Source organism: Zhenpiania hominis (genome assembly GCF_014333425.1).
Taxonomy (GTDB): Bacteria; Bacillota; Clostridia; order Peptostreptococcales; family Anaerovoracaceae; genus Hominibacterium; species Hominibacterium hominis.
The window spans coordinates 143,127-166,127 of the sequence record NZ_JACRYT010000002.1; the positions used below are offsets into that span (position 1 = coordinate 143,127).

The following is a 23,001-nucleotide window of genomic DNA, read 5'->3' on the forward strand; positions in this document are numbered from 1 at the left end:
GAACGGCGGGGGCTGTACAGCGGCAAAAGCGTTAAATTTGCTTCTTTACAGCTTTTCAATTTTCCGATTTTTATGGTATGGGTTGTCGTCCCATATTTGCAGTAGAAAAGTTCATAACTCCGTGGTATACTCTGATTTAACAAAAAAATCAGAAGTTAAAGGAGAAAACATGAAGTATACAATAGATGAATTAACCGCGGCCAAAAGGCAAATTGATTCAACTCTGCACAAGCTAAGAGAAACAGTAAAAACATTTGAATCAAAGGATAATTCCGAGCGTTATAAATCACAAATCACATTGGCAAAGAGAAGAATAAAAGCCTTTGAAATTGCAAATTATTTTATAGAGAATGAGATTAAGAATTGCTAAAGCACTTCCGATTTTCGTTCCAGCGGTCATGCTCCCTGGCATGGCCGCTTTTCCATGCCCCGGTTCACGCCGGATAAGTCGGCTCCTGTGTAGCAGCGGCTTCCGCTTCCAGTACCCGCGCCATTTTGTCGGCGGCTGTGGTTGTGGTGTCTTTCTTGAAATAGCCGGACACGACAAGGACGGAATTGCCCATGCGGATTTCCGTCACACAGTCAGGGCGGCGGGTGGTGCGGGTGTCGTGCTGCTTGTTATCTGCCATAGGCAATACTCCTTTCAGTCGGTAATCAGTTTCTTCATGCTCTCCATTTTCCGCTTGGCGGTTTCCTGCCGGAAGTTGTCGCCGGTAAAGCGTACCGGGACGCACATGGAAAGCAGGCGGTCATAAATCCGGGAATGGGCGGTGTCCTCCGGGTTGTGCAGGTCGTCCAGCGTAAGGTTGGTCGTGACGATCAGCGGCTTGCCGCTGCGGTAACGGCTGTCAATCACATTGAACACCTGTTCCAGCCCGTATTCCGTCCCGCGTTCCATGCCGAAGTCGTCAAGGATCAGCAGCGGATAACGACAAAGGCGGGAAATGTACTCGTTGCGCCCCTCAAAGCTGGCGGCAAGGTCATTGAGGATAAGAGCAAAGTTCGTCATGCGGACGGGGATTTCTTTCTCCATGAGGGCGTTTGCGATACAGCCTGCAAGGTAGCTTTTGCCGGTGCCTACGCCGCCCCAGAACAGGCAGCCGATATTGTCTGTCCGCATATCTTCCCAATGCTCCACATACCGGCGGGCAAGCCCGGTCTGCGGGTTCCTGCCGTTGTCGTTCTCGAAAGTCCAGTCCCGCATGGTGGGGTCGGTAAAGCCCCGGCGTTTCAGTTCTTCCACGGTGTCAAGGTGTCTGCGCCGCTTTTCGGCGGCTTCCCGTTCCTCGCGGGCGGTTCTCTGGCAGTCGCACTCTGCCGGGTGGCGGTCGCGCCCGAAGATAGCGGCCTTATCCGGCGCAAAATAGGCTTCTTTCGGCTTGCGGCACTTGCCGCAGTACAGTAAACCGTCCTCGCCGGTGTAGTCCTCCGGCTCCGGGATGGTGGTCGTCATATTCTCCAAAACCGCGTTGATTTCATTCTTCATAAACTCTCGCCCTCCTTGCATGAGTAGTCTGGTATGCCCTTTTTAGGGGCTTCCTTTTTGTCGTTCCCCGCCCATATCCGCAGGGCGGCGGCATAGTTCTGGTAGCTTTTCCCGTTGGCGGCAAGGTAGCGGCTCATTTCCTCGATGAACCGTTCCAGCCTGTCAGGGTACTCTGCCTGCAACTCGTCGTATTCGGTCTGTGACAGAAAAATATTTCCATATCGGCCATAGGGCGCGGACGGCCCCCCACTCACTCCCTTTGTTTGGCTCTCTGTAAGGTTGTTTATAGTAGTTTGGTTAGGGGACGGTTTTCCGACCATCATAAGGTCGGTTTTCTGACCATCAGTAGGACGGTTTTCCGGCTCTATGAGGGGCGGACTTCCGGCCATCAGTTGGTCTGAAAACTGTACCTGTGGCACTGGCGGTACTTTGACATAAAGCCGGTTCGGTGCGGAGAAGCCGCCCCGTTCCCGTTCCAACAGCCCCGCCGTGTCCAGTTCATTAAGCGCCCCCTTGATGGTGGTGCTGCCTTTATCCAGTATTTCTGCTATCTCCGCGATGGGATAGATAATATAAATCCTGCCCTCGTCGTCCAGCCACTTGTTTTTCTGGGAGAGGGTGGAACGGTCTAACAGCAGCGAATACAGCAGCTTGGCGGTCTGTGAAATCTCCATTTTCAGCAGGAAACGGGGATACGGCAGATAGGCGGGCAGCCGCGTGTCTGCCCTGATATAATCAGCGATAGGATCACCTCCCTGTGTTCGGGTTGATTTTGGCGTATTGTCACGCATTAAAACGCCGTTTCCGGGGGAAAAGGATAAATGTATCGCGTACCCTTTGACACCCACGAAAAAAGCCTTGATTTATGCGGGTTTGAAAGGCTCTAAAGCGTGACATCTCTGCCTTTGTTTCCGCTTTCTCTCGGCGGCTTTGATTTTCTTCATGCGCCCGGCGCAGTCGGGGCAGTATTTTCCCCGGTTGGATTTGGGGACAAAGGCCGCCCCGCAGACGGCACACCGTTTCCGGCTTCCCCGGCACAAGAGGGCTGCGGCCAGCTCCCCGTCAAGGGGCAGGACAGCCACACGGAACCAGTGGCACATGAGGGAAAAGGAAATGCTCTGGACGCACACGCAAGGCTCCCCGTCGTCCAATAGCAGGCAGTTCCCCTCATCGTAGTTACAGCACTCATGTACCAGCCGCCGCGCCCGCCGGTGCTGGCGGTAGTCCATGTGGGGCAGGTTATCGCTCATGGCTCTGCTCCTTTCTGCGGTGCGGCTCGTCCCGGCGCAAAATCTGGTCGATGTTCCGCTTGACGGTCTGCAACTCCTTGAACCGCTGTTTCTGTTCGTGATAGGTGTTATACAGGCCGTCTTTCTCGGAGATAAGCTGCTCGATCTCGGCCTGCAACGCTTTCCGGGCGGGCAGCTTGGTAATGCCATGCGCCTTGAAATACCGGGCTGCTGCGTCGGCTATGATAAAATCGCTCTCATGGGCCTGCCGGTATGCGGCGCGGGCTTTCTCGGATTTCTGTGCCCGCAGCCCGTCGCGGGCGGCCTTGGTCTGGGCGTAGGCCAACACCTGCCGCTGCAACTTCTTTTTCCCTTGCAGCTTCGTTTCCAGTGCTTTCAGTTCGCCGCTGGTCTGGCGCATTTTCTGATAGGCGGTGTCAACGGCGGCTTCTAACTGCTCCGGGGAAGTAAAGCCGTATTGCTGGTAGACGGACAGCGTTTTGGCGGCCTGCTTCAGATTGTGTATCTTCGCCCAGCGTTCATAGCCCCGGCCTTTGCCCTCGGCCATTTTCTGCTCAATGTCCACAAGCCGCTGCACTCCGTCCTGTTTCGGGGCGGCTATCTCGGCTCTGGCAACCTGCAAGCGGTCTTTTATGGTGCGTGGGGGATCGGGGGATCTGGCTGGCGCTTCGGCTGCTCTGGCGGCGTTTTGCTCTAAAACGGCAAAGACAGCGGCGCGGTCAAAATCGTCGCCCAGCTTCCGGGCGGTAATTGGCTTTGTCCTGTCCGGCGTGAGGTAGGAAAGCCGCCCCCGGCTCTCCTTGACGGTCACACCCTCCTGCAGCAACAGAGAGGAAAACTCGTCAAAGCTGGCGGCGGTGGCAAGGGCTTTCCGTAGGGTCTGCCGCAGCTTCTCCTTGTTCGTTTCAAACTTGGTCTGCCGGGGCGTGATACTATCGGCAATCATGGGGGCGTTCTGCTTGTCCAGCGCGGCCTGTCCCTTTTTCTGCGCCCAATACTCCCGGTCGGTGACGCGGTTCTTGCTGCCGTTCAAGAGGTCGATTTGATAAAGCCCCTCCCGGTGGCACATCTCCATGACTTCGGATTTGAAGTAGCGCAGGGCAGCGTCGGTACATCGGTGCTTGCAGCCGACTTTCGTATCGGCCGGCCTGTCCATGTAGGGCAGGAACGGCACTTCCTCAATCCGCAGGCTGTTTATGACGATATGCACATGAATGTTGCCGCTGTGGTTATGCCCGTCCGGGTGGGTGCAGACAAGGGCCTGGTGGCCGGGAAAATGCTCTTTACAGAATTGTTCCCCCAACGCCTGCGCCCGGTCTACGGTCAGGCCGTTGTCCGGCCCGTCCCGCGGGTCAAAGCTGATGATGTAGTGGTGGCTTTTCACATCTTCCCGCCGCTGGTTTTTCTGATAGCGGAGATTGGCCCGCATACACGCAACGGCAAAATCCTCCCCGTCGCAGTTCAGCGTGGACAGCCGGTAGTCCTCGCGGGGGATAAGCCTGCCGGTTTCATCAAGGACGGGCTTCATGGTAAACTCGTCATGCTCAAAGAGAAGATATTGCTCGGCGGCTCCGTAGTCGGCGTTTTTAGAGTTGATATGCTTGAGTGTTGCCAACCGCGTCACCTACTTTCTTGAGGACTTCATACTTGAGGACGGCAAGGTCGGATATGGCGGCGCGTACCTCGCCGGAAAGGGTGTTGTAGGGTACGCCGTATTCGTTCAGATACCGGGCAATCTGATTGAGGTTGCCGCCGATCCTGCCGTACTCGGCTGTCAGCTTCCCGACAGCGGAAAGCAACTCGTCATTGACCGACGACACATGGACAACCGGGCGTATGGTCGCCCGCCGTATCGCCTGCCGGAGAAATTCGGACTGGCTGATACCATAGGGCGCAAGCCGCGCTGTGAAGTCGGCATACTCATCTTCGGACAGCCGGGTTTTCACAACGCGGCTGCGGTGGGGCGTGTTGTATTTCTTTCGCATGGTGTGACCTCCTTTCTCGCCCGTAAGGGCGCATGAGCAGGGTTTGGGGAAGGCACTCCCCAACAAGTTTCCCGCGAGGGGCAAAACTGCAGAATTGCGGATTTTGGCACCGTGGTAGAAACTTGCTCTCCGTGACTGCAAACTTTCTCTCACTTCCGTCCGCCACTTTTTTGGAAAACTGCAACCACAAAAGTTTGTTTCTCTTTTTCTGCTACTACTAATCCTGTAAAGGGCATTCCTGCCCGCTTTCGCTAAAATGACACCGGACGCAGTGGTTTCTACCCGGTGTTGGAGAAATCCTTTCTCTTTGCCCTCTACTACGGGTAAATGCTCCAAATGCCAAACACCAGGGCAGAAAAATTCCCTCCTCGCTTACTACTACAACCGGCAGGGGGCAAAATGGCCGGGAGCGGAGCCGGACAACAAAAAAAGCAGTAAATCTTTTTCAAGACTTACTGCTTTCGCTGGCCGCGTCGGTGGCGGCTGGTATTCAGTTTTTATGACTTGTCCGGTGGTTCGTCAAGCCGGAACTTGAATTGACAGTCAATTAACCGCTGCTTTACATAGTCCTCCACCTCGGCGTTGACCTGCCCGTTCACTTTTGAGAAATAGCGGATATATCCGGCGTAGTGGAGCAGGACAGCGTTCACGGCTTCTGGGTCGCCCTCACGGGCTTTGAGGATTGTTTCATAGGGGAGAAGTCTACTCATACCGGCTCACCCCCATTTCTTCGCGTAGCCGCTGCAAGGCAAGCTGGATATGCCGCCCCGCTGTGCTGCGTGACCGGCCAATACACGCGCCGATCACGCGCTGCGGCTGGCGCAGAAAGTAATAGCGCAGGATTTCTTCCCGCGTCTGCTCCGGCAAAACAGAGATCGCGTCGGCAAGGGCGGCGTTGCAGAGCAGGACGGTCTGACCGCAGACGGTAAATGGGTATTCCTCGTCCGGCTCCGACGCGGCAAACTGGACAAACTTCTCGTTCATCAGATAGTCAAGGGAAACTTGCCGTTCCCATTGCCGTTTAAGCTTCAAAATCTTGTCCAAGGCGGCACAGCGGATAACAGTCTTGCAAAAGGCGTTGTACCTGCGCTGGATATATTCTTGATAGGCTATCTGGTCGGTCATGGAAATTCCCCTTTCTGAATAATAGTGCGGGGCGGTGGCACTTCTTGCTGTCGCCCCTTGATTGCCTACCAGCAAAGGCGGGCGGGGCTGTCAACGGCTGCGCATATGCGCCGTTCATCTTGACCGTTGACTGGCTCGGCTGGGTTTGCTATTTACCCGACAAACTTGAATTTATTTTAAGCTATCACGTTTTACCTTCTTAAGCCTTACTATCATTACCATAGGAATTTCTTTGTTGGTTTTAAAACATTCTTCATAAAATCCATCAATGACAAATCCAGCTCTAAAACAAAGGTTAAAAATATCTTGTATGGAACGATGATAATAAATCTGCTCTTTCGGTTGCCCTTCAATCGCTATATCATAGTAACTGTGCGGTGTCATATATTTTTCAGTCAACGTGACAAAACAAGGGTGTTGCGTTGCAAAGACAAAAATTCCGCTTTCCTGCAACAGTTCATAAACAGCCATAAGAAGTGGTTCAATATCCGTAATATCCATAATTGCCATATTAGAAACTGCTTTCGTAAAGGCTCGATTTCTTTTTAATTCTAATATACTTTTTCTATCGGTCGCATCCGCCACACAAAATTCAATTTGTTTTGCATATTGTGATTGCCGTCTTTTAGCCAATTCTATCATTTTTTTGCTGTAATCAAAAGCGACAACCGAAGCGCCTCTTTGTGCAAGATACGAAGAATAATTTCCATTGCCACACGCAATATCCAAAATGTAATCCGCAGGATTAGGAGATAGAAGTTCCGTTACTTTGGGACGCACTACCTCTCTGTGAAATTCATTAGATTCGTCACCCATTGCATTATCCCAAAATTGTGCGTTCTCCTCCCAGATTTTTTTACTTTCCTCTGTTCCCATGTTCTCTCCCACTCCCCAAATTTGCTTTTTTGCTTCCATTAAATCTTCCTTACTATATTCCATTGTTACCCTCCATAACTTCTGATTGTTGCCGTCTTGACGATTATGTATCTTTACATTACCTTCTGAAACATATGGCGCACCTTGTCCAGGCGGCTGTTTGGACGGCGGGGCTGGATGACCGGCTGACCGACAGCGGCCTGATATCCTTTCAGCTCTGTAAGGCATACGCTCCGCCCGTTGGTGTAAAAGGCCAGATCAGTACGGTATGCCTGTATACAGCGGGCGGGAATCTCGCCAGTAAAGACAACTTCATCCTTTTTTACCTGGGCCGTTTCGATGGTGGCACAGTATTTCGGTGCATCATGATAAGCCCTGGAAAGGTATTCCTGGGGCGCATAGAGGATGAAGGAGAGATAAGGTTCCAGCAGCTGCGTCCCCGATTCCTTCAATGCCTGTTCCAATACAATCGGGGCCAATGAGCGGAAGTCCGCCGGCGTGCTGACCGGACTGTAATAAAGCCCGTATTCAAAGCAAATCTTACAGTCCGTTACGTTCCAGCCGAACAAGCCCTGCTCCAGCCCGTAACGGATACCATCCCTGACAGCGTTTTGAAAACTCTGGTTCAAGTATCCCAGCGAAACCCGGCTCTCGTATTGTACACCGGAGCCAAGCGAGAGTGGTGTAACAGACAGTCCTATGGATGCCCAAAACGGGTTGGGCGGCACCTCGATATGGATGGTGTGGCTGGCTGCTTTGAGCGGCCGCTCCATATAAATGACGGAGGGTTCCTTTACCACTGTTTCAAGCTTGTATTTTTCCGACAGCAAAGCGGAAACAACCTCCAACTGCACCCGGCCCAAAAAAGAAAGAATGATCTCATGGGTGATGGAATCCACTTCGCAACGCAAAAGCGGGTCAGTATCCGCAAGTTGCGTAAGAGCGTCCAGCAGCCGTTCTCTTTGCGCTGCCGTTTTCGGCGCAATCGTCGTCCGCAGCATGGGGAGGGGGTCCTCGCGCCACCTTTTACGAGGGAGCCGGGTTTGGTCCCCTAATACATCGTTTAACCTCACGCTGTCGCTGGGAAGGATAACAATTTCACCCTGATAAGCGGTGTCTGTCCGAACAATTTCCCCTTTGGATGGAATACGCATCTCTGTGATTTTCAGCTTTTCTCTCCCGGCCAGGGCCACCGTATCCCGCAGGCGCAGCGTTCCGCTGTATAACCGTAGATAGACACGCCGCTGGCCGCAATCGGTGTACTCAACCTTGAAAACGCTGCCGCATAGGGCGGCGCCCCCCTGTTCCCCAATCGGTTGGAACAGCCCTGTCACCGCATCCATCAACGGTTGAATGCCAAGGCCATTTTTGGCGCTGCCATGATAGACTGGGAACAGGGAGGCGTCTTGAACCCGCTGCTGTTCCTCCCGCGCAAGTTTTTCCCGGCTGATTGGTTCTCCTGCGATATACTTTTCCAATAATTCATCGTTATTTTCGATGACCGCATCCCATGCTTCTATGTCGGTATTTTCCTCCAGGACTATTTCCGGGGACAGCGACACCGTCTGCTTGATGATAATATCGGCGGAGAGCTTATCCCGAACAGACTGAACCACGCTCTGCAAATCAACGCCAGCCTGGTCGATCTTGTTGATAAAGATAACGGTGGGAATGTTCATTTTCCGCAGGGCATGGAACAGAATACGGGTCTGGGCCTGCACGCCATCTTTAGCGGAGATCACCAAGATGGCCCCATCTAAAACAGCCAAAGAGCGGTACACCTCCGCCAAAAAATCCATGTGGCCGGGCGTATCCACAATGTTAACTTTACATCTGTGCCACTGGAAGGAAGTGACTGCCGCTTGAATGGTAATCCCACGCTGCCGCTCCAAAAACATGGTGTCCGTCCTCGTTGTCCCTTTTTCGACGCTCCCCGGTTCTGAAATGGCTCCGCTGGCATATAGCAGGCTCTCCGTCAAGGTCGTCTTTCCAGCGTCTACATGGGCAAGAATGCCAATATTGATTATTTTCATGTGATTGTCCTCCTTTTACAGCCCGAAAGGGCACAAAAATCCCCAGCAGTAAAATACTTTTACCACTGGGGATTATAATTTGCGGACATACACATATACAGCATACACCTATTTGTGACTGCTGTTTTTTTGGATATGTCAAAATTGATAAGGCAAAAGTATTCTTAAATTGGGTACAAAAAATCAAGCCCCCACAAAAGGAACTATCATAATCCTTTGTTCCCACTATTTGATTATAGTTTTATTTAAGAATACCTTGCCGCATATTTTTTACTCCTTTTCTGGAATGAAGCTATTATATCACATCAGTTTTAGGAAAGCAAGTACCTAAAAGAAATTTTTCTTCCCCTTATATGTAACAATCATACCGGCTTCCTAGCGTTCAGAATGTTTTCTGCTGTCTGCTGTGGTGTTTGGTTGGAATTGTCCAACCAAAAGCCGATCCGTGGTGTTGTCTGCATTTTACTAAATACAAATTCAATGTATACAGAAAGATATAAGGAGTGGGAGGGATTCCGCCGTAGTTGGCATTGTAGGAAAATCCAAAAGTTTAGATTTTCCCACAATGCTTATCTTTTGGTCTTTGGTTCGGAATAGTGTAGTGCTGGCGGTCTATCTCTTGTTTTCGGTTGCTTGCTTCCTTACCGTACATGAGCATTTGCGCCCGGATTGTCGTTGCCGTAACCCTCCATGAGGTTAATGGCACCCCAAATGCCAAGACCTGCGCCAAGCGCGATAACCAAAGTCTGCAATACACCAACTGCGCTGTTGAAAAACTCCATATAAACCTCGCTTTCTGCCGCTGTGCGGCTCAAAAAAAGTTGTTGAAAATGAAAATGCCGCCGTTATTCCTCGGCGGCTGCGTCCTCGTCGGACAAATCTATTTCGTATATGTCAAAGGCTTCATCGGGCTTTACGATTGCCGGACGGGTAGACATATACCGTTCCACGTCAAAAGCGTTTCTTTTGTCGAAGTCGGAAAGGTATTTGTAGTTCGGGTGTTTCGTGATGTCGTATTTGTCGCTTAAAAAGGGACGCACACCGCGTAGCTGCAAAATACATTTCCCACCGTCCATAACTGCTATTTCGTCCTGTGTCATCAGCTCCTTTCCTAATTTTTGATAAGTAAGTCCATGAGAAACCTGCGTGCCGCGATTTTCGGAAGTATTGAAACTGTCGATTGTTTCCCGTCCCAAGTTATCCGAAATATCCTTTGCATTTTTCCCACGTCCTCCCAAAAACAAGGTGCTGTCGGCATTATCAAGTATGATTTCTGCCGCGTCCTTGTAAATGGCTTTTAGTTGGCTCTGCGATTGCAGAATGATAGAAGCGGACATTTCCCTGCTGCGAATGGTCGCAATTAACTTATCAAAGCGGGGTATCTGCCCGATGTTGGCAAATTCATCAAGCAAAAACCGGACATGAATAGGCAATTTGCCGTTGTATTCGTTGTCCGCTTTATCACAAAGCAAATTGAAAAGCTGCGATTGCAGAATAGCGATAACAAAATTAAAGGTGTCGTCGGTATCGCTCATTATGAGGAAAAGCGCGGTTTTCCTGTCGCCCAATGTATCAAGTTCCAATTCATCATAGGACATGAGTTCCCGGAGTTCCTCTATATCAAAAGGGGCAAGACGCGCACCGCAAGAAATAAGGATTGATTTTGCCGTTTTGCCCGAAACGAGTTGTCAAGGACTTTTTAATCAAATTCACAAAAAAGCTACAAAAAAAGTGCCAGAAGCACTTTCATGCTCCTGACACTCAGGCGGGTGGGGTTACTTTTCCCCGGCAAGGATTTTTTTGCAAACGGTCTGGTATTCCGGCAACCGTTCAAGGAAGGGCTGCCAGCGCCGCTTTATCTCGGCCAATTCCAGAGGGTCGGCGGTCTGTTCGGTGTGGTCGTTGCCGGTCATCTGCAACACATCCATCGACACTTCGGAAAACAGTATCCGGGCAAGCTGCTCGGCGGTATAGACGATTACATTCTCCGCAATATACCGCTTCTCCGCGCCGATTTTCAGCAGCAGGTAGCCCAGCTTGTCAGACCAGAACCATTCCAGATACGGGCTTTCCCGGATGTAGTCGGCAAACACCGCGTAAACCCTCTCAATCTCTTTCTTTTCCGTTTCTTCGTACAGCATTTCCATGTCCTCCTTGGCTAAAAGTTTTGGTGTGTACCATCATCAGTTTAACACAAGGCGGCTGGCTTTATCAGCCGGTCACATCTGCTGTATCTCGTTTTTGAGCATACGCTTGATTTTGTCGCTCATGGTTTCGGTGCTGGTATCACTGAAATGGACGCGCACCTTGTAGGTGGTCTTGCCGATTTTCTTTACCAGCGCGGGGGCGTCCTCCGGCGCTCTGGCCGGAGTGGTGTTTGCGGTCTGCATGGTACGGGTTTCTTCGCTCATGGCGCTCCTTTCTCCGGGCGGGGCTGCTCCGTCCGGCAAAAAATTACTCATGCTTACGGTTCACAATGTCTTTCGCCGCCTGTTTGGTGGCCCCAGCGTTTTCCTCCCGGAAGTTCTTCCCGGCAAAGAGGATCGGGGCGCACCGTTCCAGGATACGGTCATAGATGCGGGCGTGGGCCAGGTCGGGCGGGTTCTTGAGTTCAGCCAGCTTCAGGTTGGTGGTGATTATCATGGGCCTGCGGCTGCGGTAGCGGCTGTCAATGACGAAAAACATCTGCTCCATCGCATACTCGGTACTGCGCTCCACACCCAAATCGTCAATGATGAGCAGGTCGTACTCGTCAAAGCTGGCGATAAAGTCGGCCCTGTCCTGGTCGAACATCCCTGTCAGGCGGTTCAGGATGGTGGGAAAGTTCGTCATCAGCACCGGCACATCCCGGTCAAGCAGGGCGTTGGCGATACAACCGGCGAAAAAGGACTTGCCGGTTCCCACATCCCCAAACAGAAGCAGGCCGGTGTTGTTTCGGTATGCCTCCTTCCAGTTCTCCACATAGGCGCGGGCCTTGTCCATCAGAGGATTTTGGCCGTTATCGTTGGCAAAGGTGTAGTCGTACAGATAGCGGTCTTGCAGGCCCTGGGCCTTCCGGCGCTTGATACGCTCCATGCGGCGCTGCCGTTCCTCAGCGGCCTTGCGCTGTTCCTCGGCCTCCCGCTGGCACTGGCAGATACAGCGGGGCATGAAGTAGCCAGGTTTCCCAAACCTCGGCACAACGGTCTGTCTCTGGCCGCCGCACTTCTTACAGTGAATGAGGCCGTCTGCCGGGTCTATGTACTCGTCCCCGGCCAGCTCCACGCCGGCGGCTGCCTTGTCAATCAGCGCCCGGATTTCTGCGGTAATCTCAATCATACGGTTTCATCCTCCTTTACGCTGTAATCCCGATTGCGAGAGGACGGGGCTGCTTTCCTGGCGTCCTCACCGGCCCAGCGCCGGATGGTGGCGGCATGGCTCTGATACCGCTTGCCGGTAGAAGCCATGTACTCGGACAGCTTTTCGATGTACTGGCCCCATATCGTGGGAAAGCTGGCCTGTAAGTCTGCCAGTTCCTCGTCTGTCAGGAAAACATTCTGGTAACGGCCATAGGCGCGGGCGCCCTCACTCTCTCTATTCTCTATACTCTTATCTCTAATATCTAATCTCTTATCTCTAATCTCTGGTGGACAAATGTCCCCCCGGCTATATGGTGGACAAATGTCCGCCCCGCCGGATGGGAGCAGCTTTTGACGCTTCAATCGCATACGCTCTTTCTTTTTCCGTTCCCCCTCGGTAGAGGACTGGCCGATCAGCAGTTGGATGTCGGCCATGTAGTAAGCCCCATCGGTCAAAATCTCCACAAGGCCAAATTCAAGGAACACCTTCAAGGCCCGTTCCACCGTCCCCACCTGATGGCGGGTAAAGGTGGCGATGGTCTGGGGCGTGTGGGGCAAATGGTCATTGAGCATGAGGATACCGCCGCTTTTGAGTGACATGAGATACATTTTCAGCAGCAGATTGGAGTACAGCAGGCCATCCTGCATACTCTCCAAAATAACCATCGTTTCGCTGTTGTAAAAGTTTTCTTTCAGCTTGAGATAGTAATATTTTCGATTGTCTGACATGGGTTCCTCCTTGGGTTCGTTTTGGGCTTCTGTACGCATTTAGAGGGCCGTTTTGGGGGCCAGAGGATAAATCTATCAGGCCCCCAGCGACACCCTCGAAAAAGTCCTTAATTTACAAGGGGTTTTCGGCCCCTAAAGCGTGACACTTAGCCCTCTGTTTGCGCTTGCGCTGGGCGGCTTTGATACGCTTCATGCGTCCGGCACATTCCGGGCAGTATTTGGCCCGGTTGGAGCCGGGGGTGAACAGCGCCCCGCAGACGGCGCACCGTTTGGCGTCCAGGCGGTGGAACAGGGCCGTTTCCAGTTCCCTGTCCAGCGGCAGCACCGCCGCCCGGAACCACCGGCACAACAGGGAGTAGGAAATGGACTGGACGCAGACACATTCCTCCCCATCGTCCAGCGCGATACAGTTGCCACCGTCATAGTTGCAGCACTCATGTACCAGCCGCCGCGCTCTGCGGTACTGGCGGTAGTCCATGACGAGGATGGGTTCAGGCTTGCTTTTCTTCATGCTGGCACTTCCCACACCCGCCGCAGTTGCCACAGCCCTGGCAGGCATGGGCCTCCGGCTCCGGGCCGGTAGGCGCGTCTGCCGGTTCCGGCTGCAAGAGGGCAAGGGGCAGGCGGATATTCAGGTGGACAGTGACGGGTAAAATAATCTGCTTCATAGGGCAATCTCCTTCCGTGAGTGAATGTTGACAGTTCTGTGCAAAGGGGTGTCGTGAAACGCGACGCACCTAAGGGGGGCGGCAAAACGCCGTACCCTTTACCGTTCCGGCCCCCGGTCATGGGACTTGTCCTGTCCCTGGCGGGCCAGTTGGTCGGCGGCCTTGCGGAGCCGTTCAACGGCTTTCAGTTCCTCCCGCATGGCTTTCATGTCGATGGTGTCCACCTGCTTCTGGGCGGTCAGCAGGTCGATCTCGCGCTGCCATGCCTTGGGGGTGATTTCCTCACCGCTGTCCTTCAGTTCCTTCAGATACCGGGCCGCCGCATCATAGAGGATCAGTTCCCGGCTGTGGCGCTGCTCGAACAGTTCCCGTTTCTCCGGCTTTACCTTGGCAAGCTGCTTGCGGATGGGCTTGTACTTGTTGTACTGCGCCCACATCTCCCCGCGCTCGGTGAGGGTGGCGATCCGGCGCTCGGCCTTGACGATTTTCCCCCGCAGGTCATAGTAGCTGCTGTTCATCTCAGAGATTTTATCGTGGAGCTGCTGCATGGACTTGATTCCGTTTGCCTGCAAAAGGCTGAACAGGGCGGCGCTCTCCTGCAAAGCCCGGACTTTGCCGGTACGAGTGTCGGGCCGCTTGAGCTGCTGCTGGGCCTCCCACAAGTCCATCATGCTGGCCTGCTGGCTCTCCGGCTTCTCCGCCTCGGCTTTAGACCAGTTGTAGAGGCGGGTAATGCGGGCCTTGATTTCTTTGAGCAGTTTGTTATCGGCGGCGATCTGCCGGTTGACTTCTCCCTTGTCGGTGTGGATACCGCGTTTCTCCATCTGGCTGGCTGCTGGCCCCAGGTGGACAGAGGGGATTTTATCAATGCCCTGTCGCTTGTAGCTGCGGTGGTCTACCAGGGCGGGCTGACCGGCGGCCTCCAATGCCCGGTTGGTATAAGCCGCCCATGCCGCCCGCCAAATCTCCACATTCCCTTTGTCGTTCCAGTCGGTGGTGTCCTCCCGGTGGTTCTTCCAGCCGCCTTTCCCGTCCGGGATACGCTGGCCGTTCTCGTCCAGGTCGTATGCTTTGCGGCACTTCGCGCCCCATGCGCCATTTTCTTTCAGGGGCCGGACGGTCAGCATGATATGAACATGGGGGTTGCCGGTTCCCTTGTCATGGATGGCAAAATCGGCGCACATCCCCTTGTCCACAAAGTTGTCCTTCACATAGGCCCGGACAAGGGCAAGCTGCTGTTCCCTGGACAGTTCGCGGGGCAAAGCTGCCTCGATCTCGCGGGCAAGCTGGCTGTCCCTGGCTTTCTCAATCTGCTCCACACTGTTCCAGAGGGTGGAGCGGTCTGCAAACTCCGGCGGGGCGTGGGCGGGCAGCATGATTTCCGCATGGACAACGCCGCTTTTCCGGGTGTAATCGTGGGTCAGGCCGTCCCATTCATTCGTCAGTTTGGTTCCGCTTCGGTAGGCGGCTGCGGCAACAGCGGAACGGCCCTCGCTGCGCTTGATGATACTGACGGGAAAATGACAAAAATCTATGGGTGGCACCTCCTTTCGGCGGGGATATTTCAGGCTCCGTGGAGCCGAACAGACGCGAAGCGGGTGTTTGGCTGCGCGGGGCGCACAAGGGGTTTGGGGAGTGTAGCGCCCCATCGCGCTCAGAGAGCGCAACAGCCCCCGGCAGGGCGCACGACACCGGCAACGGTGTATAAGTGCGCCCTTGTAAACAAGGGACTTATGGCTTGTCCCCGGATTTCGGCAGTTTCGCGGCCAGTTCCGCCGCCCCTGGAAGATGGGACAGGGCAATCAGGAACGCCTTGACCTCTACGCCGGGAAGGGCGGGGGCCAGAGGGAAAATGCCCTCCAAAATGGCCCCGCGCTCAATCAGGCGGCGGGTGCGGGCCTTGCGTTCCTCATTGCGCTGCTTGTTCTCCAAAATCTTCTGGCGGTTCTCAAGCTGCCGGATTTCCTTCAGGACTTCTTCGCGCTCGTCTTTTTTCTGTTTCGCTTGGGTGGTGCTGTCTTTGTGCATATCGCTTTCTCCTTTGGCGGCTTCATCCAGCCGCGCTTGATATAATATTTCTGTAACTTGATAATAGCGTTGCGAACCGTGACAATGGCTGCTGATGTCGTGAAGCCTTCGGCCTCGGCAATCTCCTTAAACTGCTTGCCCTCCCAAAACCGGGCATGAAGGCAGCTCGCCTGCCGGGGCGTCAGGGTGGCAAGGGCCTCCCGGAGCCGTTCCATCATCAGGGCATGGGCGGCCTCCTGTTCCCGTTCCGTTTCTTTCTCCATCAGAATATCTTCCGGGGAAATGACCTGTTCCGGGAAATGGTTTTCTATGCCGGGGGATGCGTCCAGAGAATAACAGTGATAGTGCTGCTTGGCGTCATTTGCGTTCTCTGCGCGGCTTTCCTCCACAATGGCGTCTGCAACCTCGTCCGGCACTTCCACAAAAGTGTCTTTCTTGCAAATCGGATAGTAGTATTTTTTCAGGTTGATGGTTTTCATAGGCCGCTTGTCCATTTCCGGCGTATGAAGTACCGGCGCAGCCGCCGGAGCGCCGCATGGATGGACTTTCCAGCCTGGGATGGGGTAATGCCCTCCATCGCGGCAATGTCCTTCACTTTCATCCCCAGCATATACCGGGCATGAACGCGGCGGGCCTGCGTTGGGGTCAGAGAGGAAATGGCCTCATAGAGCCGCCGGAGCAGTTCGGCATATTCGGCCTGCGCCTCCTTTTCCATCAGGCAATCCTCCGGCGAAGGCTGCGCCCAGCCGATGGCGGCGTTCTCAATCCCATCATTGCAGTCAAGGGAATAAAACGCCTTGTAGCGGTACATCTTGCGCTCCCTGGCGGCCTCGGCCCGCTTGTCCAGTAGGAACGCCTCGACAATTTCATCCGACACCTCCACAAAGGTGTCCTCAGTGCAGAACGGGTAATATTGCTTTAGGTTGATGGTCTGCATAGGCCCGCCCTCACTCTGCCGGGAAAAGGCAGTCATAGCAGCGGCGCATATTCCGCAGGCCCCGCCGGATAGCAACGCTGACCTTGCTGCTGTCTACGCCCTCCATCCGGGAGATTTCCGGCTGGCTGATACCGGCGATGTAGTAGGCCCGGACGCGGCGGGCCTGTGTGGGGGTGGCATGGGCCAGAGCCTCCGGCAAGGCAGCCAGCAGCCGCAGATGGGCGGCCCGTTCCTCGCGCTCCAAAAGGATTTCCTCCGGCGATCTGCCGTGTTCCAGCGCATAGTTCTCCGTCCAGCTATACGCGTCCAGGGAGTAGTAGGCGCGGTGGTAGACCTTCCGGCGCTCATAGTTGTTCATCTCGCGCTGGGCCTGTCGCATGACTTCCCAAACTTCATCGCTGACCTCCACAAACTCGTCATGCCGGTAGTGGGGATAAATCCACCGCAGATTGATTGTTTTCATAGGCTTACCTCCTGAAAATGGGAGAGGCGGGCAGCTTGTCCGCTGTCCGCCTCCCGCTGGGATAAGGGAAACAATCCCTTTCACTTGGTAGCCCGAAAAGGGGTCATTCGTATGGGTGGTTTCTCAAATTTTTTTGAAAAATTTTTCTGACCGCTTCAATGGAGCCTTGCACCGAACTCTTGGAGCAGCCGCACAGGGCAGCAATCTCCGAAAAACTCAGCCCGTCCAGGGCATAGAGCAGGAACCGGCGGCGCTGGGCCTCGGTGCAGGTTTCCAGGACGGCCATCAGCTCATCCAGCGTTTCCATGCGGCAAAGGTATTCCTCCGGCGTTTCGCCGTAGATACCCACGTCCTCGGTGGCAACTATGTATTCGTCAAACTCCCGGCCATCCCAATGCCGCCGCTGCTCATGGGACAGGTTCTCGGCTTTGTGGTCGGCCCGGTCAAGAAATTCATAGACTTCCAGCGTGACCTCCACGGCCACAGCTTGTCCGTTATAATTGATGGTGACTTCCATCAGCCTTTCCTCCGTTCAGATTTTTGCGGGAAAATCTGAACGGGGCGGCGGGGAACGGCACCGGGGACAGGGTTCGGGCCATGTTGGCCCGATGTTCCGGCCCCATAGGTATGAAAAACGCCCGGACAGCATGAAGCTATTCGAGCGCAAAAAACACGGTATTCAGTTACATTGTGACAATTTTCGCACTGGCTGCCAGACGGGGCCTGTTCGGTGGCCGGGCTTTTTTTGACGATAGTACAAATATCGTCTGAATTTGTCGGCGGTCAGTGTGCTTCATGGCGGCTCCCTCCTAAAGCCGCCGTGTCAGCGTATAGGCGTCACTCCTTTGTCGAGGGCATAAGGAACGGCGGCCTTGATGTTACTCAAAACCGCCGCAGTACCCTGAAAATCCATTATAGGCGCACGAAGCTACCTGCCCTGCAACGGTTTTTTTCTTTCCCCGTTTAGCGGGGCAGGATAGCTTTATATTGAAATTCGGAGATTCACTCGATAGTTTCTATCGAATCCACAATATTCATTTTGGAGATATTTCGCAGTGGAATCGCCGTTGCCAACAAACAGGCCAAAATAGAAATAATCGCAGCTTCAGCGATCGCCAAAACGGGGACAGAAACGAGCTGTAAAGTGTCTGTCTGTGCAGCATTAACAAAGACGCAACAGATATAGCCCAGCACTGCACCAATCAATGATGCAAAAATCCCGTAATAAGCGCCCTCCCACAGAAATGTTTTATATAGGCTTGCTGCACTCATTCCAATGGCCCGCTGCATACCAATCTCATTGACACGGGTATGGATATTGCTGTAAACCGTGTTTATGATATTCAATATACCAATAATTCCGATAAAGATAATCAGCGCCCAGCAAAGCATTTTGATTTGTTCAAAGCTTTCTGCCATTTCGTTGCTGCTTTCAAGATAAGAAAGCCAATGAGTTCCCGGATATTCACGACACCAGTTATCCAACCAGTTTTCAAAGGAATCTGTATCAGCACTATCCTGTAATGTCGGATAGATTTCTGAATAGCTGTCATTTTCAAGCAGCGAGCAATATATTTCTTCATTCACAATAATCTGGACACCGTTGGCAAATCCTTCATTGTTGATTGAAATTGGATTATCAATCAACGCTATTACCCGAAGTGTTCTGCCTCCCAACTGAACCGTATCACCAACAGCAAGCTCTGTGTACTCCATAGGCGTATCCCCGTAGGAAAATGGGATAGGATTTTTGACGAGGCAGCCTGTTCCATCGTTTAATGCCTGCTTATCCTGATCCGAAAGGTTGGGTGCGTAGATCTCTAATAGCCCATCGTCAATATTTGCAAGCTGAAAGGTTTCGTAGCTTTGCACAGACAAATCTGTTTCAAAGGGAAGTTCGTCACCAGCGCCTTGCATAAATACGGAAAGTCTGGTGGTGGAAAGGCTTTCTACTGCGTCGTTTGCTTTCAATGTATCTACAGCTTCCGCCGGAATACCCAATGTTTCATTTGTAACAGCGTAATCGCTGAAATACATATCCTGAACTGAACTACTGGCATCCAGCAGATTGGTAAAGCTTTGTAAAGCGACAAAGACGGTAATGCTCATAACAAGAGAAAGAATCGTAACCAGTGTTCTGCCACGCCCACGTTTCAAATTCAGCCTTGCGTAGTAAGATTCAAAATGATAGATTTTGCGATTTCGTTTTCCACGACGTTTGATCTTCACAGCGTGGCCAGACATAGCAACTGTCGGAGATACACGGGATGCGTATCGTGCAGCAGGAAACGCAGCCAGCAAAGCAAATAAAAGTGTGACTGCAACACTGGCAAGGAGCATGGCTAACTTCACTGAACTGGCTGCGCTGATGGCCGCAGTTAATTCGGAAGCACTATTTACCATGAATATATCGGGATTGAGAACACTCGTAGCAGCAATCAGCACTCCCTTCGTTGACAATGTACCGAGTACCAGCCCGATAGGGATACCAATCCCGCAAAGGATCAAGAGCTGCAAGGAAACAAGACGATATATCTGCCCTCGCTCTCCACCGATTGCGCGAAGCGTTCCATATTCTTTAATGCGTTTTGTAATGGAAATTTTGAGAATGTTGTAAATAACCAATCCGGCTGCAAACAAGACCAATACGCCTACCAAAATACACGCCACTGTCATAAAAGGAAAGCCTGAACCAGCATCGCTGCTGGTTGCCTCGTCATACGAAATACCGATGGCGTCAAGTAAAACCCAGTTGTATTGGATATACCGTTCCTCTACATTCAACTCCGTCGCAAGATTATAAACAATGCTCTGAAAGTTTTGCTTGTCATGGGTCTTAAAGTCAGTGGAATAAAGCAAATATTCTTCCGGCAGTAAATTTTCTGCGGTTCCGTTTCCCACAATTCCCGAAACTGTGCCGGTTGTATATCCGATATAGCTGCTTTCAAGAATACCCGTCAATATAAAATTGCCGGAATATTCAAATTCTGGCAGAGAACCATCCATAACAGACACACGCATATCCAGAGAAACAGTATCCCCGATCGCAACATCTAATCCGAGATATTGGATACTATCTTCTGGTAATGCAATTTCGTTTGCGGCCTCTGGTAAACGTCCCTCTTTTATAGTTCCGATTGACGGATACATAGATAGAGCGTTATCGTGATATTCCCGAAGGTATAGAGATAAACTGCTGCTGCCTAACGGCGTACTGCCGACAAAGATTATATCTCCTACATCGTACAGACGGTCATCTTCGTGCAGCTTTTGCGCCTGTTCTTGATTTAGCTGATGGAAGGTTGCATAGCGGTTTCCATTCAGACTCGCCGCCTGCTCCATCCGCATAGATTGTAATATCCCAATGGACTGACCGACTACCGTTGTCATGATCGTAGACATGATAACCGCAATCAAAATCAAGATTGCTGTGATTTTCTGCGCTTTTAGTTCTTTCCATGTAAGTGCTAAATAGGATTTCATTTTGCCGTCACCTCCGAAAGAACCCCGTCCACAATGACAAATTGCCGGTCTGCCATTCTTGCAATACGGCTGTCATGGGTAATGATAACAAGCGTTTTCCCCATCTTCTTCCATATGTTTTGCAGCATTTCCATAACCTCGCTGCCACTTTTACTATCCAGATTCCCAGTTGGTTCATCCGCAAAGATAATATCGGGTTTTGCAATCAGAGCGCGGGCAATCGCTACACGTTGCTGCTGACCGCCGGAAAGCTCATGGGGTAAATGGGTAAGGCGCTCCCGAATCCCCAGCAATTCCGTAAGCTGCTTTAGATAGGCTTCATCCGGCTGCTTTTTATCTAACAATAGAGGCATAATGATATTTTCTTTTGCGGTCAAGACGGGAAGCAGGTTAAACTGCTGGAAGATGAAACCGATACGCTGGCGACGAAAAGCAGATAGAGCTTTGTCGTTGAAACTGTATATGTCTTTTCCATCGTATGTCAAGCTGCCAGAAGTTGGCTTATCCAGCCCTGACAATAAATGAAGCAGGGTACTTTTTCCGCTGCCAGAAGGCCCCATGATGGAGATAAAGTCGCTGGATGCAATTTCAAGATTGGCTTTATCCAACGCGACAACACGGCTTTCGCCGCTGCCGTAGATTTTTGATAGTTCTTTTGCCTCAATATTCATAAAAAAACACTCTCCTTATTTGTGGTATAAGGAGAGTGTAAAATAAAAATCTCAAAAATTGCTCAAGGTTTCCGATTTGTTTGAAAGGAAGCAGTAGCTATTGCGCCATGATCCTTTCTATTCGTCAGCGTAAGTGCTCCGCCGTGTTTTAGGCATAATGTCTGGCTGCTATAAAGCCCCATCCCAAAGTGTGCGGAATCTCCATTCAGTTTTCCAAACGGTTTTGGGCCGTTTTGTACCAACTCTGCGGGATAACCGGGGCCATCATCTGTGACCGACAAAAGCAAGAGGTTTTCCCGCTGTTGCAGGCATATTATAATTTCACTTTTTGCAAAACGAGCTGCATTTCCAATCAAATTTTCCGCGACAATCAGAAATAACGCATGATCTATTTGTACAGTTCCATTATCAGGTGCAGAAATGGATAGCTGGAATGTTCCAGCAAGAAGTTTTGTAGTATCTTCTAATTCCGAGCGCAATAGGGAATAGGAACACTCGCTTACCCGCAGTGGCATTTGTTCCAATCTTTGTATGCTGCTCATAGCTTCCACATACTGCTCTATACGTTGGGTATAGCTTTCCAGTCTGTCAATCGTCTGCTTATCTGCTGTACCCTGACGCAGTAATTTCACAGTTCCTTTCAAAACTGTGATCGGATTTCTTAAATCGTGGGAAAACGCGGCATTTAATCTTTTGCGTTCTTCCATCTGCCGCCATAGTTCCTGATTTGATTTCAAAAGTTCTTCGCGCATAGTATCAAAGGCAACACAGAGTTGCCCCAATTCATCACCAGAACGAACCGGCATAATAAAATCAAGGTCGTGGTTCTGAATCCTTGTAATACCATTTTGCAATACGGCAATCGGTTGCTTCAATTTAATGTGGTAATATAGAACTCCTGATAGGGCTAGCCCACCCATAGGAAGCGCAATGCAAGATACAACTTGTATGATACCTAATACTGACAATATAGTTTGCTGGGATGCTGTCGGTTCTTCCAGTTTAACTATTGTACCATCTGGAGAAATCTGTATTCCACCAGTGGGAAAGGTGCTGCTAATCACATTACACACCACAAAAACGAGCACCAATAGCAGGAGAGCCAGTAAAACACAGGAAACAGACAAAACAAGAAAAGACTTTTTTAACCCCATATTTTTTAGGCGTTCCACCGATAACCACACCCCCAAACTGTTTCAATGTAATTGTGCAGCGTATGTGCTGCAAACTTAGCCCGTATTTTCCGAATATGTTCCATGATCGTGTCGCTATTCCCGTCCCCATCCAATCCCCACACAAGTTCATAAATTCGTTCTCGGTCAAAGACTTGGCCTGCATTGAGGGAAAGAAGCTCCACAATTTCAAACTCCCGCTTGGACAACGGAATGCTCTGGCTATTGATTGTAGCTGTCCGGGCAGAGTAATCTAATGCCAATTCACCAAAGAAGCGAACCGCAGAATTACTTTGGCGGCGCTGCTCCCGTCGCAGGTGTGCGGCAATACGTGCCCCTAATTCGTCCAGATCAAAGGGTTTTACAATATAGTCATCTGCTCCAGCTTGAAAGCCTATGATTTTGTCGCTGGATTCAATGCGGGCGGTCAAAAACAAAATGGGGCAAGTGATGTAGTCCCGTACCTTCTGGCATACGGTCAGCCCGTCCATATCCGGCATATTGATGTCCAGCAAAATCAAATCAGGGTTGCTTGCGATTTTTTGGAGTGCTTCTTGGCCGCTATATGCTGTCAGAATATCATATTGTTTTTGAAAGTAACTTTGTATCATATCGACGATACCGTGTTCATCATCGACAATCAAAATCTTTGTTTTCACGATCTTTTCCTCCATTTCACATCCGATATTGTATCTTTCAAATCTCAAGAAAATCTCAAAGCCTGACATTTTCATTATATCATAGCTGAATAAAATTT

General features: G+C 51.6%; 28 protein-coding genes and 1 pseudogene. 1 reads left to right on the forward strand and 28 read right to left on the reverse strand.

Translation table 11 applies throughout. The features are described from left to right. Positions 1 to 169: 169 nt before the first annotated feature. Entirely contained in the window at positions 170 to 370 is a 201-nt protein-coding gene (locus tag H9L42_RS03485; protein WP_002596235.1) for a hypothetical protein, read from the forward strand. Positions 371 to 434: 64 nt separating this feature from the next. Here H9L42_RS03485 and H9L42_RS03490 read toward each other — a convergent pair whose 3' ends face one another. From H9L42_RS03490 to H9L42_RS03625, 28 genes and pseudogenes are all read right to left on the reverse strand, one after another. Further along, the gene (locus H9L42_RS03490) at positions 435 to 629 is read right to left on the reverse strand and encodes a transposon-encoded TnpW family protein (protein WP_002596234.1); all 195 of its coding nucleotides are present in this window, start codon (positions 627 to 629) and stop codon (positions 435 to 437) included. A gap of 14 nt (positions 630 to 643) precedes the next feature. Further along, positions 644 to 1,486 (reverse strand): ATP-binding protein, encoded by an 843-nt coding sequence (locus H9L42_RS03495; protein ID WP_002596233.1) that lies wholly within the window; start codon positions 1,484 to 1,486, stop codon positions 644 to 646. Continuing rightward, on the reverse strand, positions 1,483 to 2,277 hold the full coding sequence (locus tag H9L42_RS03500) for a replication initiator protein A (RefSeq protein ID WP_006356266.1): 795 nt from the start codon (positions 2,275 to 2,277) through the stop codon (positions 1,483 to 1,485). Before H9L42_RS03500 ends, H9L42_RS03495 begins: the two co-directional genes overlap by 4 nt. Positions 2,278 to 2,349: 72 nt before the next feature. Continuing rightward, positions 2,350 to 2,736 (reverse strand): cysteine-rich VLP domain-containing protein, encoded by a 387-nt coding sequence (locus H9L42_RS03505; RefSeq protein ID WP_002596231.1) that lies wholly within the window; start codon positions 2,734 to 2,736, stop codon positions 2,350 to 2,352. Next, positions 2,726 to 4,360 carry a relaxase/mobilization nuclease domain-containing protein gene (locus H9L42_RS03510; RefSeq protein ID WP_439895554.1) on the reverse strand — a complete coding sequence of 545 codons (1,635 nt, stop codon included), beginning with the start codon at positions 4,358 to 4,360 and terminating at the stop codon, positions 2,726 to 2,728. The genes H9L42_RS03505 and H9L42_RS03510 overlap by 11 nt, the downstream gene beginning before the upstream one ends. Next, positions 4,323 to 5,057, reverse strand: coding sequence for a plasmid mobilization protein (locus tag H9L42_RS17415; protein WP_008396259.1), 735 nt, complete (start codon positions 5,055 to 5,057; stop codon positions 4,323 to 4,325). Before H9L42_RS17415 ends, H9L42_RS03510 begins: the two co-directional genes overlap by 38 nt. A gap of 161 nt (positions 5,058 to 5,218) precedes the next feature. Continuing rightward, complete coding sequence (locus H9L42_RS03520) at positions 5,219 to 5,431, reverse strand: helix-turn-helix domain-containing protein (protein ID WP_002586615.1); 213 nt, start codon at positions 5,429 to 5,431, stop codon at positions 5,219 to 5,221. Continuing rightward, positions 5,424 to 5,846: a sigma-70 RNA polymerase sigma factor region 4 domain-containing protein gene (locus tag H9L42_RS03525; RefSeq protein WP_002586616.1), complete on the reverse strand. Its 423-nt coding sequence runs from the start codon at positions 5,844 to 5,846 to the stop codon at positions 5,424 to 5,426. Before H9L42_RS03525 ends, H9L42_RS03520 begins: the two co-directional genes overlap by 8 nt. Before the next feature lie 171 nt (positions 5,847 to 6,017). Beyond that, positions 6,018 to 6,785 carry a class I SAM-dependent methyltransferase gene (locus H9L42_RS03530; protein ID WP_002586626.1) on the reverse strand — a complete coding sequence of 256 codons (768 nt, stop codon included), beginning with the start codon at positions 6,783 to 6,785 and terminating at the stop codon, positions 6,018 to 6,020. A gap of 50 nt (positions 6,786 to 6,835) precedes the next feature. Beyond that, positions 6,836 to 8,755: a tetracycline resistance ribosomal protection protein Tet(W) gene (gene tet(W), locus H9L42_RS03535; protein ID WP_002586627.1), complete on the reverse strand. Its 1,920-nt coding sequence runs from the start codon at positions 8,753 to 8,755 to the stop codon at positions 6,836 to 6,838. Positions 8,756 to 9,396: 641 nt separating this feature from the next. Then, the gene (locus H9L42_RS03540; RefSeq protein WP_007860219.1) at positions 9,397 to 9,537 is read right to left on the reverse strand and encodes a Maff2 family mobile element protein; all 141 of its coding nucleotides are present in this window, start codon (positions 9,535 to 9,537) and stop codon (positions 9,397 to 9,399) included. 63 nt (positions 9,538 to 9,600) lie between these two features. Further along, positions 9,601 to 10,443 (reverse strand): annotated as a pseudogene (locus tag H9L42_RS03545) (VirD4-like conjugal transfer protein, CD1115 family); the annotation flags it as partial. A gap of 87 nt (positions 10,444 to 10,530) precedes the next feature. Further along, positions 10,531 to 10,896, reverse strand: coding sequence for a hypothetical protein (locus tag H9L42_RS03550; protein WP_106788796.1), 366 nt, complete (start codon positions 10,894 to 10,896; stop codon positions 10,531 to 10,533). 78 nt (positions 10,897 to 10,974) lie between these two features. Next, positions 10,975 to 11,166, reverse strand: a complete 192-nt coding sequence (locus tag H9L42_RS03555; protein ID WP_187302037.1) for a transposon-encoded TnpW family protein — start codon at positions 11,164 to 11,166, stop codon at positions 10,975 to 10,977. A 43-nt stretch (positions 11,167 to 11,209) separates the two neighbouring features. Further along, positions 11,210 to 12,073: an ATP-binding protein gene (locus H9L42_RS03560; protein WP_187302038.1), complete on the reverse strand. Its 864-nt coding sequence runs from the start codon at positions 12,071 to 12,073 to the stop codon at positions 11,210 to 11,212. Then, positions 12,070 to 12,822: a phage replisome organizer N-terminal domain-containing protein gene (locus H9L42_RS03565; protein ID WP_187302039.1), complete on the reverse strand. Its 753-nt coding sequence runs from the start codon at positions 12,820 to 12,822 to the stop codon at positions 12,070 to 12,072. Before H9L42_RS03565 ends, H9L42_RS03560 begins: the two co-directional genes overlap by 4 nt. Before the next feature lie 112 nt (positions 12,823 to 12,934). Next, positions 12,935 to 13,333: a cysteine-rich VLP domain-containing protein gene (locus tag H9L42_RS03570; RefSeq protein ID WP_087173340.1), complete on the reverse strand. Its 399-nt coding sequence runs from the start codon at positions 13,331 to 13,333 to the stop codon at positions 12,935 to 12,937. Further along, positions 13,314 to 13,490, reverse strand: a complete 177-nt coding sequence (locus H9L42_RS03575) for a hypothetical protein (RefSeq protein ID WP_002596503.1) — start codon at positions 13,488 to 13,490, stop codon at positions 13,314 to 13,316. Before H9L42_RS03575 ends, H9L42_RS03570 begins: the two co-directional genes overlap by 20 nt. Before the next feature lie 98 nt (positions 13,491 to 13,588). Further along, on the reverse strand, positions 13,589 to 15,034 hold the full coding sequence (mobQ, locus tag H9L42_RS03580) for a MobQ family relaxase (RefSeq protein WP_187302040.1): 1,446 nt from the start codon (positions 15,032 to 15,034) through the stop codon (positions 13,589 to 13,591). Between the two features lie 187 nt (positions 15,035 to 15,221). Then, a complete protein-coding gene (locus H9L42_RS03585) occupies positions 15,222 to 15,518 on the reverse strand; it encodes a DUF3847 domain-containing protein (protein WP_002596399.1) in 297 nt (98 codons plus the stop codon). Then, entirely contained in the window at positions 15,458 to 15,997 is a 540-nt protein-coding gene (locus H9L42_RS03590; protein WP_187302041.1) for an RNA polymerase sigma factor, read from the reverse strand. The genes H9L42_RS03585 and H9L42_RS03590 overlap by 61 nt, the downstream gene beginning before the upstream one ends. Beyond that, positions 15,994 to 16,530: an RNA polymerase sigma factor gene (locus tag H9L42_RS03595; RefSeq protein WP_465270639.1), complete on the reverse strand. Its 537-nt coding sequence runs from the start codon at positions 16,528 to 16,530 to the stop codon at positions 15,994 to 15,996. Before H9L42_RS03595 ends, H9L42_RS03590 begins: the two co-directional genes overlap by 4 nt. Further along, positions 16,466 to 17,002, reverse strand: a complete 537-nt coding sequence (locus tag H9L42_RS03600) for a sigma-70 family RNA polymerase sigma factor (RefSeq protein WP_465270640.1) — start codon at positions 17,000 to 17,002, stop codon at positions 16,466 to 16,468. Before H9L42_RS03600 ends, H9L42_RS03595 begins: the two co-directional genes overlap by 65 nt. Positions 17,003 to 17,021: 19 nt before the next feature. Continuing rightward, positions 17,022 to 17,435, reverse strand: coding sequence for an RNA polymerase sigma factor (locus H9L42_RS03605; protein ID WP_187302042.1), 414 nt, complete (start codon positions 17,433 to 17,435; stop codon positions 17,022 to 17,024). Between the two features lie 485 nt (positions 17,436 to 17,920). Further along, a complete protein-coding gene (locus tag H9L42_RS03610) occupies positions 17,921 to 20,401 on the reverse strand; it encodes an ABC transporter permease (RefSeq protein ID WP_187302043.1) in 2,481 nt (826 codons plus the stop codon). Beyond that, entirely contained in the window at positions 20,398 to 21,072 is a 675-nt protein-coding gene (locus H9L42_RS03615; protein WP_106788806.1) for an ABC transporter ATP-binding protein, read from the reverse strand. The genes H9L42_RS03610 and H9L42_RS03615 overlap by 4 nt, the downstream gene beginning before the upstream one ends. Before the next feature lie 62 nt (positions 21,073 to 21,134). Then, positions 21,135 to 22,244, reverse strand: a complete 1,110-nt coding sequence (locus tag H9L42_RS03620; RefSeq protein ID WP_346726282.1) for a HAMP domain-containing sensor histidine kinase — start codon at positions 22,242 to 22,244, stop codon at positions 21,135 to 21,137. Continuing rightward, positions 22,232 to 22,903, reverse strand: coding sequence for a response regulator transcription factor (locus H9L42_RS03625; protein WP_187302044.1), 672 nt, complete (start codon positions 22,901 to 22,903; stop codon positions 22,232 to 22,234). The genes H9L42_RS03620 and H9L42_RS03625 overlap by 13 nt, the downstream gene beginning before the upstream one ends. Between the last annotated feature and the right edge of the window lie 98 nt (positions 22,904 to 23,001).